9 protein-coding genes are annotated in these 11153 nt (G+C 60.3%); all 9 read right to left on the bottom strand.

The window, feature by feature from the left end:
• Positions 1-173 precede the first annotated feature (173 nt).
• Positions 174-1469, bottom strand: a complete 1296-nt coding sequence (locus PSTU_RS0105915) for an adenylosuccinate synthase (RefSeq protein ID WP_019340124.1) — start codon at positions 1467-1469, stop codon at positions 174-176.
• Positions 1470-1544: 75 nt separating this feature from the next.
• A complete protein-coding gene (locus PSTU_RS0105910) occupies positions 1545-2732 on the bottom strand; it encodes an ATP phosphoribosyltransferase regulatory subunit (RefSeq protein WP_019340123.1) in 1188 nt (395 codons plus the stop codon).
• A 283-nt stretch (positions 2733-3015) separates the two neighbouring features.
• Positions 3016-3888, bottom strand: a complete 873-nt coding sequence (gene hflC, locus PSTU_RS0105905) for a protease modulator HflC (protein WP_019340122.1) — start codon at positions 3886-3888, stop codon at positions 3016-3018.
• The gene (gene hflK / locus PSTU_RS0105900; protein WP_019340121.1) at positions 3888-5066 is read right to left on the bottom strand and encodes an FtsH protease activity modulator HflK; all 1179 of its coding nucleotides are present in this window, start codon (positions 5064-5066) and stop codon (positions 3888-3890) included. Before hflK ends, hflC begins: the two co-directional genes overlap by 1 nt.
• Positions 5067-5163: 97 nt before the next feature.
• On the bottom strand, positions 5164-6465 hold the full coding sequence (gene hflX / locus PSTU_RS0105895) for a ribosome rescue GTPase HflX (RefSeq protein ID WP_019340120.1): 1302 nt from the start codon (positions 6463-6465) through the stop codon (positions 5164-5166).
• Between the two features lie 12 nt (positions 6466-6477).
• Complete coding sequence (gene hfq / locus PSTU_RS0105890; RefSeq protein WP_019340119.1) at positions 6478-6732, bottom strand: RNA chaperone Hfq; 255 nt, start codon at positions 6730-6732, stop codon at positions 6478-6480.
• Between the two features lie 89 nt (positions 6733-6821).
• Positions 6822-7793 carry a tRNA (adenosine(37)-N6)-dimethylallyltransferase MiaA gene (gene miaA, locus PSTU_RS0105885; RefSeq protein ID WP_019340118.1) on the bottom strand — a complete coding sequence of 324 codons (972 nt, stop codon included), beginning with the start codon at positions 7791-7793 and terminating at the stop codon, positions 6822-6824.
• Between the two features lie 60 nt (positions 7794-7853).
• Positions 7854-9731: a DNA mismatch repair endonuclease MutL gene (gene mutL / locus PSTU_RS0105880; RefSeq protein WP_019340117.1), complete on the bottom strand. Its 1878-nt coding sequence runs from the start codon at positions 9729-9731 to the stop codon at positions 7854-7856.
• The gene (locus PSTU_RS0105875; RefSeq protein ID WP_029404637.1) at positions 9728-11149 is read right to left on the bottom strand and encodes an N-acetylmuramoyl-L-alanine amidase; all 1422 of its coding nucleotides are present in this window, start codon (positions 11147-11149) and stop codon (positions 9728-9730) included. The genes mutL and PSTU_RS0105875 overlap by 4 nt, the downstream gene beginning before the upstream one ends.
• Between the last annotated feature and the right edge of the window lie 4 nt (positions 11150-11153).

The raw sequence follows: 11153 nt of genomic DNA, 5'->3' as shown, positions 1-11153 counted from the left end.
AAAACCCGAGCCATTGGCTCGGTTTTTTCGTTTCTGATCACAAACAAGCAGCCCTGCAGCACTCATTAACCGGACTCTGGGCCTACACAGCTGCTGCATTTCGGTCCGCACAGCCTGCCAGTCCGCCAGAACGAAAAGACCGCCCGGAGGCGGTCTATTCGTTGCGGCAAAGATCAGGCGTACGGATGACGCAGCACGATCGTCTCGTTGCGATCCGGGCCGGTGGAAATGATATCGATCGGCGCCTCGACGAGCTCTTCGATGCGCTTGATATAGGCGCGAGCGTTAGCCGGCAGCGCATCGAGCGACTTGACCCCGACAGTGGATTCGCTCCAGCCAGGCAGCTCCTCGTAAACCGGCTGCAACCCCTGATAGCTGTCTGCATCGGTCGGCGCATCGACCAGCATTTCTCCGTTTCGATCCCGATACGCCACGCAGATACGGATGGTTTCCAGGCCATCGAGCACATCCAGCTTGGTCAGACAGATCCCCGAGACACTGTTGATTTCGATGGCGCGACGCAGAATCACTGCATCAAACCAGCCACAGCGTCGCGCCCTGCCAGTTGTCGCGCCGAACTCATGACCACGCTCGGCCAGCCGGGCACCCACTTCATCGAACAGCTCCGTAGGGAATGGACCGGAGCCAACACGCGTTGTATAGGCTTTGGTAATGCCGAGGATATAGTCCAGATACAGCGGGCCAAAACCGGAACCGGTCGCCGTGCCACCGGCCGTGGTGCTGGAACTGGTGACATAGGGATAGGTGCCGTGATCGATATCCAGCAGCGAGCCCTGAGCGCCCTCGAACATGATGCGCGCGCCCTGCTTGCGCAATTCATGCAAGCGAGCCGAGACGTCGGTCATCATCGGCCGGAGGATCTCGGCGTAACCCAGCGCCTCATCGAGCGTTTTCTGGAAGTCGACAGGCTCGACCTTGTAGAAATTCTGCAGGATGAAGTTGTGGTACTCGAGCAGCTCACGCAGCTTGACCGTGAAGCGCTCAGGATTGAACAGATCGCCGATGCGCAAACCACGACGGGCAACCTTGTCCTCGTATGCCGGCCCGATACCACGCCCCGTGGTGCCGATCTTGCCTTCGGAGCGCGACGCTTCGCGCGCCTGATCGAGTGCAACGTGATACGGCAGAATCAGCGTGCAGGCCGGACTGATGCGCAAACGCTCGCGGACCGGAACACCCTTTTCTTCGAGCTTGGTTATTTCACGCATCAGGGCATCAGGCGCCACGACCACGCCGTTACCGATCAGGCACTCCACGTTTTCACGCAGGATTCCGGATGGAATCAAATGCAACACGGTCTTTTCGCCGTCGATGACCAACGTGTGACCGGCATTATGGCCACCCTGGAAACGCACCACGGCCGCAGCCTGGTCGGTCAGCAGATCAACGATCTTGCCCTTGCCCTCATCACCCCATTGGGTGCCCAGGACCACGACATTCTTACCCATAAACCTTGTCCTCTTGGCGAAGCATGCCGGTCAGGACCGGCGAAATAATCTGGATAACCTGCCAGCACAACCGCGTTAGCGGGCCAGCGGCGCTACAACCCAGGACCCTTCTTGCAAAAGTAGCTGCCGGTCACAGCCGACACCTGGCGCCGCATCGCTCTGCTGGCCGTCCAGCGCCTGCACCACGCGCTCGCCCTGCTGGCGCAACTGACGGATCGTCCGCCATAACGCAGGATCGGCACTGTACGGCGCCCAGACACCTGCCGATGGGCCAAGGAGCTCGGCATTGCCAAGCCTGACCAGCGTCTTCAAATCCGTCGAAAAGCCGGTCGCCGGACGCGCACGGCCAAAATCAGCACCGATATCGTCATAACGACCGCCCTGGGCGATCGACTGGCCGACGCCCGGAACGAATACCGCGAAGACGACACCGGTGTGATAGTGGTAGCCGCGCAGCTCACCGAGGTCGAAATATAACGGCAGATCCGGATACCGCATCGTCAACTGTTCGGCGACATGCGCCAAGCCTTCCAGCGACTCAAGAACCGGAGCGGGCGCACCGGCAAGCAATTCACGAGCAGCCTCAAGCGTCTCGCGCCCACCGCAGAGCCGTGCCAATGCGCGCAACATGCCCGCGAGCGCAGGCTCGACATCTGCGGTCAGCGCTGCGATCTCGTCCATTGCCTTGCGCTGCAGGGCGTCGAAGAGGCGCTGCTCCGCATCACCGGACAGGCCGGCAGCGCGCGCCAACCCGCGATAGATCCCCACATGCCCAAGATCCATGTGCAAGTCCGGCACATCGGCGAGAAGGAGGGTTTCCAGCATCAAGCTGATCACCTCCAGGTCGCTGGACGTACTGCGGTCCCCATAAAGTTCGGCGCCCAGCTGAATCGGGCTGCGCGACGTGGCGAGGGCCTGCGGCTTGGCGTGCAGGACGCTGCCGGCGTAGCACAGCCGGCTGGGCCCTTCTCGACGCAACGTATGGGCATCCACACGCGCCACCTGCGGCGTGATATCCGCTCGCAAGCCCATCTGACGACCTGACAATGGATCGACGACCTTGAACGTCTTGAGGTCGAGGTCCTGCCCTGCGCCAATCAGGAGCGAGTCAAGAAACTCCACATGCGGGGTGATAACCAGCTCGTAGCCCCAGCACTGGAACAGATCCAGCACGCGCCGCCGCGCAGCTTCGATACGCGCCGCTTCGGGCGGCAGCACCTCTTCAATGCCATCTGGCAGAAGCCAGCGGTCTATCGTTGCCATTTCGCCAATCACCTCTCGATACGGCAAGCCTAGTCAAGCAGACGAACGCCGGGGCAACAGCCTGTGCCGCCCATCGGTCGCGTGCGATTGTGTTCGAACCATGGCGACAGCGCCACGCCCCCCAAGGGGATCAGCATGGTTGGCCATGCCCGGATCAGCCTGCTACCGCCGGGGCGCAGACGCAAAAAAGCCGGGTTTTTCCCGGCTCGCGGATCATAACAATGTTTCGTCAACGGGTCACCCGGCGGACAGCGCTGTCCGTGCCGGATGACCCTTGTGGCGATCACTGCGCCGTTGCGGACTCCAGATAACGGAAGAAATCGCTATTGGGATCGAGCACCAGAACATCTTCCTTGTTGGCGAAGCTCTCACGGTAAGCCTGAAGGCTGCGGTGGAAGGAATAGAACTCCCGATCCTGCCCGTAGGCTGCCGCATAGATGGCTGCCGCTTGTGCATCGCCATCACCGCGCAACTCTTCTGCCTCACGGAATGCCTCAGCCAATAGCACCCGCCGCTGGCGATCGGCGTCAGCACGAATACCTTCGGCCAATTCCTTACCTTTGGCGCGATGCTCACGTGCTTCACGCTCACGCTCGGAACTCATTCGCTCGAACACGCTACGGTTCACTTCACGCGGAAGATCGATGCCCTTGACCCGAACATCCACCACCTCGATCCCGAGCTCCTGCTGCGCCGCCCGGTTCAGGCTGTTGGTCACCACGCTCATCAGCTCGTCGCGCTGACCGGACACCGACTCGTGCAACGTCCGCTTACCGAACTGGTCCCGCAGGGCAGCCTCTAGGCGACGTGCGAGTCGCTCGTCAGCAATCTGCTTCATACCTGAGGTTGCCGTGTAGAAACGCTCGGCATCGTCCACACGCCACTTGGCATAGGAGTCAACCATCAACGCTTTCTTCTCCAGCGTCAGGAAGCGCGATGTCGTCGTGTCCAGTGTCATCAAGCGGGCATCAAACTTACGCACGCTGTTGACATACGGGATTTTCAGGTGCAAACCCGGCTTCACGTCGGGCTCCACGATCCGACCGAACTGCAGCAGTACCGCTCGCTCCGTCTGCGACACGATATAGAAGCTGTTCCAAGCCACAATCGCCAGCACGACACCCACAATGAGGGCGGTCAGGGATTTATTGCTCATTAGCGGACCTCCCTTGTACGCACTTCACGCGGATCCAATTCCGGCGGCATTCTCGTAGACTGCGTCGAAGCACCTGACACAGAGGCCGCCGGGGACTGCCCGGATGCCGCGCCGCGACCATTGATCATCTTGTCCAGCGGCAGATAGAGCAGGTTGTTCTGGCCTTGCTCGCCGGTAACAAGCACCTTGCTGGTGTTGCTCATAAGCTCCTGCATGGTTTCCAGATACAAGCGCTCACGGGTCACGTCCGGTGCCTTTCGATACTCGGCAACCAGCTTGGAGAAGCGATCCGCCTCACCCTGAGCGCGCGAGATCACCGCATCACGGTAACCACTGGCTTCCTCCAGCATGCGCTGGGCCTGACCGCGCGCCTCGGGAATCACGCCGTTAGCGTAAGACTCGGCCTGATTCTTCTCACGCTGCTCATCTTCTCGGGCGCGAATAACGTCATCAAACGCTTCCTGCACCTCGCGTGGCGCAGCTGCGCTTTGCAGGTTCACCTGAGTCACGATGATGCCCGTACCGTAGTTGTCGAGGAACCGCTGCAGGCGCTCCTTGACCTCCTCAGCCATGGCTTCACGACCCTCGGTCAGCACCTGATCCATCGCAGTCGAACCCACTACGTGCCGAACAGCACTGTCAGTTGCATGCTGCAGGGAAGCTTCAGGTTCCTCGACGTTGAGCACGAAGGCCTGTAGATCGCTGATCTTGTACTGCACGGTCAGAGGTACTTCGATGATGTTCTCATCTTCGGTAAGCATCTGCCCTTGCTTGCTATAGGAACGCTCGCGAGTAACGTTCGCCTGGAACTTGCGATCGAATGGCGGGAAATAAATATTCAGGCCCGGGCCCACTGTCTCATGGTACTTGCCAAACCGCAGCACCACGGCCTGCTCTTGCTCATCAACGATGTAGATCGCATTGAACAGCCAGACAACCAGCAGTACCACCAGACCAATCCAGACCAGCCCGAAGCCGCCACGACGACCGCCGCCCGACGATCCACCGCTGCGCTTCTTGCCGCCGAACATGCCGTTGAGACTGTCCTGCAGTTTGCGGAAAGCCTCATCGAGGTCAGGCGGCCCCTTCTGATCGCCACCGCCGCGACGACCACCGCCACCACCGCTACCCCAGGGATCCTGGTTGTTCGAGTTGCCACCCGGCTCATTCCAAGCCATAGCGCTCTCCATTCAAATAAAGCTAAAGACGCGCCAGCGGCGCGTCCGCCAATGCTACCGAAAGCCCGGAACGAACGGCTTAAAAGCCCCCCGAGCTTTATTGCAAAGTGTGTTGATCGAAAAACTGTTCCGCCTCTAGGCCCGCACGACTGATCAGACGATGCAGCTCGACACGCTGCAGGCGCACATCAAGCAAACTGACGCCCTCGTCGTCATGGGTCTCGGACTGCACGGCCCCAAGGTCAAACAACTGCGCACGCATGCGCCCAAGCTGTTGCGGCAATCGAAGCGTCCCGACGAAGAGATCGTTACCGAGCAGCTCGGCAATGGCCTGTTTCAGCAGGTCCAGCCCCAACCCTTGCTGCGCCGAAACCCAAACCCGCTGCGGCACACCATCAGCATCGCGCTGGATCTGCGGCTCGATGCCTTCAAGCAGATCCACCTTGTTGTAAACCTCCAGTATCGGCAACTCATGTGCGCCGATCTCGGTCAACACCGCCAACACCTGCTCAATCTGCTGATCACGCTCAGGCTCGTGAGCATCGATGACATGCAGCAGCAGATCGGCGTTGCTCGATTCTTCGAGCGTCGCCCGGAACGACTCGACCAGCTTGTGCGGCAAATGACGAATGAAGCCCACCGTATCAGCAATCACTACCGGCCCCAGGTCATCCAGATCCAGACGACGCAGGGTGGGATCAAGCGTAGCGAAAAGCTGGTTCGCAGCGAAAACCGCCGACTCGGTCAACGCGTTGAACAGCGTGGACTTGCCAGCGTTGGTGTAGCCCACCAGGGATATAAGCGGAATATCAGCACGTCGACGGCCTCGGCGGGCCTGCTCACGCTGACTACGAACCTTTTCCAGCCGCTGCTTGATCTGGCGGATACGCACACGCAGCAAGCGCCTGTCAGTTTCAAGCTGTGTCTCGCCCGGACCGCGCAGACCAATACCACCCTTCTGCCGTTCAAGGTGAGTCCAGCCGCGCACCAATCGCGTGCTCATGTGATCCAACTGAGCCAGCTCAACCTGCAACTTGCCTTCGTGCGTACGCGCGCGCTGGGCAAAGATATCCAGGATCAGTCCGGTCCGATCAAGCACACGGCATTCGAGCGCTCGCTCGAGGTTGCGCTCCTGGCTGGGCGTCAGGGTGTGATTGAAAATGACCAGCTCGACCTCGCCATCCCTGACAAGGTCATGCAGCTCTTCGACTTTGCCACTGCCGATCAGAAACTTGGCGGACGGTTGATGCCTGGCAACAGTGACGAAGCCAACTGTTTCAGCGCCAGCTGACCGCGCCAGCTCCCGAAACTCTTGGGGGTCTTCACGCGCCGCTGGATCCTGAGCATCCAGATGAACCAGGATTGCCCGCTCACCACCACCGGGACGTTCGAAGAACAATGAAGGCTCCCTTTATTCGTTACCCGACTCGGACTGCTCAGCATCGCCAGCAGCAGGCAAACGCACCGGACGGCCAGGAACGACAGTCGAGATGGCATGCTTGTAAACCATCTGACTAACCGTGTTCTTCAACAGAATGACGAATTGGTCGAATGACTCGATCTGCCCCTGAAGCTTGATACCGTTGACCAGATAGATCGAAACCGGAACGCGCTCCTTACGCAGGGTGTTCAGGTAAGGGTCTTGTAGCGAATGCCCTTTTGACATGTGCCGCACTCCTTAAAGGATCTTTTTCATTAATTATTTGAAATCAAACACGGCCGATCAGATTGAGAATAGCCGGTCAAATAGCGATGTCAGCTCAATATGGTGAGCCTATCCAAGTATTTCAATGCTCGCGGCAGATTGTCACAGGCTGAACTGTCCAACCAGTGAGCCCCCTCCCACCCCCTCAACCAGGTCAATTGACGTTTGGCCAGTTGTCGGGTAGCGATTACTCCACGCTCAACCATTTCCTGCGCAGAATACTCACCGTCCAAATAACGCCAGACCTGACGATAACCAACCGCTCGCATGGACGGCAGCTCGGCATGTAGATCTGGACGCCTGCGAAGGGATTCGACCTCTGCGACGAAACCCTGTTCAACCATCTGAACGAAACGCCGCTCGATACGCTGGTGCAATACCTGTCGTTGCGCAGGTGCTACGTACAGCTGCGCGACAGTATAAGGCAAGACGCCGCCGTCTGGCGTGCCGCTTCCGGCTTTTTGAACGGTCTGTCGAGCGCGATGCTCGGTCATGCTGATACCGCTGACCCGGTAGACCTCAAGCGCCCTGATCAGACGCTGCGGATCGTTCGGGTGGATCCGCGCGGCGGATACCGGATCGACTTCACTGAGCTGACGATGCAGCGCCGCTGCGCCTTCCGTCTGGACCTGCGCTTCGAGCACCGCACGCACCTGCGCATCAGCCGCCGGCATATCCGCCAGCCCTTCGAGCAGCGCCTTGAAGTACAACATGGTGCCGCCCACCAGCAGCGGAACACGCCCTGCTCCAGTGCTCTGCGCCATCGCCAGCAGGGCATCACTGACAAACTCGGCGGCTGAATAACTTTGCACCGGATCTCTGATATCGATCAGCTGGTGCGGGAAAGCCTCCAGCAGCTCGGCAGAAGGCTTGGCCGTGCCGATATTCATGTCACGGTAGACCAAGGCGGAGTCGACGCTGATCAGGTCACACGGCAAGACCCGAGCCAGCTCGATAGCCAAGTCAGTCTTGCCGGCGGCAGTCGGACCCATGAGAAAGATGGCGGGAGGTAGTCGGGGCATCGGATGCTCGAAGAAATGTATCGCGGACAATGGCTGAACCCGGCGAACCGGGCTGACCTGCTATCGCCCTCGGAGGAAGAGCTTATCCAAGTCGCCCATGCCCAGCTGGGTCCAGGTCGGACGACCGTGATTGCACTGACCACTGCGCTCGGTCTGCTCCATGTCACGCAACAGGCCATTCATCTCCGGAACGGTAAGGCGTCGGTTTGCACGTATCGCGCCGTGACACGCCATGGTGCCAAGCAGCTCGTTGAGGTGCGCCTGAATTCGGTCGCTGGTGCCGTATTCAAGCAGGTCGGCCAGTACGTCCTGTACCAGCCGGGTCGCCTCGGCCTGCTTGAGCAAGGACGGAATCTGGCGGATCGCCAAGCTCTCGGGACCAAGTCGCTGCAACTCGAAGCCAAGCCTCTGAAACCACTGCGCATGTTCTTCAGCGCAATCGGCTTCGCGCTGGCTGACGGCGATCGACTCGGGAACCAGCAGCGGCTGGCCGCGCAGCCCTTCGCTGGCCATCGCGGTTTTCAGGCGCTCATACATGATTCGCTCATGGGCGGCGTGCATGTCCACCAGCACAAGCCCTTGAGCATTTTCCGAGAGGATATAGATGCCCTTGAGTTGAGCCAGCGCATAGCCGAGCGGCGGCACATCGTCGTGGCTTTCCGGCAGGGCTGCGGAACTCGCTTCAGCCAGTGGCGAAAAGAATTCCCGGTAGGCGCCCTGCGCTTCTGCGAGGTTGCCGGCGGGCATCGGCCGAGGCGCCTGATAACCCGCACCGGCACCGCGCCAGGCAGGCTGCGCTGACTGCGGCTGCTCCAGTACATTGGCGGCAAGGCTCATTTCGTTCTGCCCGGCAAACTCTCCGGCATCACGACCGGAGACCTTGATTACCGGCGCCACGCTTGCCGGCGCGGCAAGCTGATCCTCCGGACGCACATCACCGAGCGCACGGTGCAAAGTGCCGTACAGGAAGTCATGCACCATGCGATTGTCGCGAAAACGCACCTCATGCTTGGTGGGATGGACATTCACATCCACCACCGCTGGGTCCACATCGAGGAACAGAACGAAGGTCGGGTGTCGACCATTGAACAGGACGTCGCGGTACGCCTGCCGCACCGCATGAGCGACCAGCTTGTCGCGCACCATGCGGCCGTTCACATAGAAGTACTGAAGATCCGCCTGGCTGCGGGAAAACGTCGGCAAACCGACCCACCCCCAGAGATGCAGACCGGTGCGTTCGATCTCGACAGGCAGTGCCTGCTCGAGAAACGCCGGACCGCACACTGACGCAACGCGGCGCCCGCGAGCCGCCGGGTCATTGGCCGGATGCAGCGCAAGGACTACCTTGCCGTTGTGTCGAAGGTGAAAGGCTACATCGAACCGCGCCAGCGCCAGCCGCTTGATCACTTCCTGCAGGTGATCAAATTCGGTCTTTTCGGTACGCAGAAACTTGCGCCTTGCCGGCGTGTTGAAGAACAGGTCGCGCACTTCGACCGACGTACCGACCGGATGCGCCGCTGGCTGAACGCGAGCCTCCATGTCACGCCCCTCGGTTTCAACCTGCCAGGCTTCGGTCGCCTTGGCCGTACGCGAAGTCAAGGTTAACCGCGAGACCGAACTGATCGATGCCAGAGCCTCACCGCGAAAGCCAAGGCTCATCACGCGCTCGAGGTCTTCCAGATCACGGATCTTGCTGGTCGCATGGCGAGCCAGGGCCAGCGGCAAATCCTCGGCTGGAATACCGCAGCCGTCGTCACGCACCCGCAGCAGCTTGATGCCACCTTGCTCGACATCCACCTCGATTCGGGTCGCCCCTGAATCGAGGCTGTTTTCCAGCAGCTCCTTGATCACCGAAGCGGGCCGCTCAACCACCTCGCCGGCGGCAATCTGGTTCGCCAGCCGCGGACTCAGCAGCTGGATGCGCGCCGCCTCGATCATGGCTGCGAGGCCAGCGTGGTTGCAGGAATATTCAGCGTTTGGCCAACTTTGATCACGTCGCTTTTCAAGCTATTGGCACTGCGCAAGGCCGGCAGACTGATCTGATAGCGCTGAGCGAGCAGCGCCAGGCTATCGCCAGACCGGACCACATGTTCGCGAGCCACGCTGGCGATCTTGCCGGAGTCGCGCATCCAGGCGACGTAGGTGCCAGGCGGCGGATTTTCATGGAAAAACTGTCGCACGCCGCTGTGGATGGAGCGCGCCAGTGCTTGCTGATGGGCAGAGGTTTGCAGCTTTCGTGCCTCGGATGGATTGGAGATGAACCCGGTTTCCACCAGAATCGATGGGATGTCCGGCGACTTAAGCACCATGAACCCGGCCTGTTCCACACGGCGTTTGTGCAACGGCGTGATGCGCCCCATGTTACTCAGCACTTTCTGCCCGACGTTGAGGCTGGAAGACAGCGAGGCGGTCATCGACAGATCCAGCAGCACGCCGGCCAGCATTTGATCTTTATCGTCGAGACTGACGTTGCCGGCACCACCAATCAGGTCCGACCGGTTTTCACTGTCCGCCAGCCAACGTGCCGTTTCCGACGTCGCGCCGCGATCCGACAAGGCAAATACCGAAGCGCCATAGGCCGACGACCGCGGCGCCGCATCGGCATGGATGGATACGAACAAGTCCGCGCCCTTCTTGCGCGCAATCTCGGTGCGTTTACGCAAAGGGATGAAGTAATCGCCGGTGCGCACCAGCTCGGCGCGAAAGCCTTTTTCAGTATTCACCTGACGCTGCAACTCCTTGGCCAGAGCCAGCACCACGGTTTTTTCATAAACCTTGCCAGGACCGATCGCGCCGGGATCTTCGCCGCCGTGCCCAGCATCGATCGCAACGACGATGTCACGCTTGCTGCTTGGCAGCGGCGGCAGCTTGATTGCCGGCAGGGTTGGCGATACAGGCGCAGTCGGCGTACTCGGCGTGGCGGTCGCCGGAACGTTGGCAGTGGATGCCGCTACCGCATCGGCAGGGTTGTCATACAGATCGACCACCAACCGATGGCCATATTGCTGATTCGGCGTGAGCGTGAAGCTTTTGGGCGAAACCTCGGCACTCAGATCGATGACCACCCGCAAGGTATCAGCATCGTATTTCGCTGCGCGCAGCCCGGAAATGGGCGTGTTCTTCAGCGGCAACTGATCGAATGGCTTGGGCAGGTTGCCGCCGTCGACGTCGATGACGATGCGATCCGGTGCCGTCAGGGTGAACACCTTGTGCTGGACCGGGCCGGACAGGTCAAAGACCAGCCGCGTGTTGTCCGGCGCTCGCCACAGACGCACGCTCTGGACGTCAGAAGCCGCCAGAACCTGCATGGCCGCGAGCATTAATGCCAAACCACTAACCAGCGCGCGCATGCGCATACCC

This window comes from Stutzerimonas stutzeri SDM-LAC, assembly GCF_000235745.1.
GTDB lineage: Bacteria > Pseudomonadota > Gammaproteobacteria > Pseudomonadales > Pseudomonadaceae > Stutzerimonas > Stutzerimonas stutzeri_H.
The sequence above is the reverse complement of the archived record's forward strand: the minus strand, read 5'-3'. Positions and strand labels throughout refer to the sequence as shown.

Bases quoted from the DNA above. Each gene is read 5' to 3' on its own strand.
- PSTU_RS0105875 (WP_029404637.1), bottom strand. From the start codon at position 11,149: ATGCGCATGCGCGCGCTGGTTAGTGGTTTGGCATTAATGCTCGCGGCC.
- hflC (WP_019340122.1), bottom strand. From the start codon at position 3,888: ATGAGCAATAAATCCCTGACCGCCCTCATTGTGGGTGTCGTGCTGGCG.
- mutL (WP_019340117.1), bottom strand. From the start codon at position 9,731: ATGATCGAGGCGGCGCGCATCCAGCTGCTGAGTCCGCGGCTGGCGAAC.
- hfq (WP_019340119.1), bottom strand. From the start codon at position 6,732: ATGTCAAAAGGGCATTCGCTACAAGACCCTTACCTGAACACCCTGCGT.
- hflK (WP_019340121.1), bottom strand. From the start codon at position 5,066: ATGGCTTGGAATGAGCCGGGTGGCAACTCGAACAACCAGGATCCCTGG.
- PSTU_RS0105910 (WP_019340123.1), bottom strand. From the start codon at position 2,732: ATGGCAACGATAGACCGCTGGCTTCTGCCAGATGGCATTGAAGAGGTG.
- PSTU_RS0105915 (WP_019340124.1), bottom strand. From the start codon at position 1,469: ATGGGTAAGAATGTCGTGGTCCTGGGCACCCAATGGGGTGATGAGGGC.
- miaA (WP_019340118.1), bottom strand. From the start codon at position 7,793: ATGCCCCGACTACCTCCCGCCATCTTTCTCATGGGTCCGACTGCCGCC.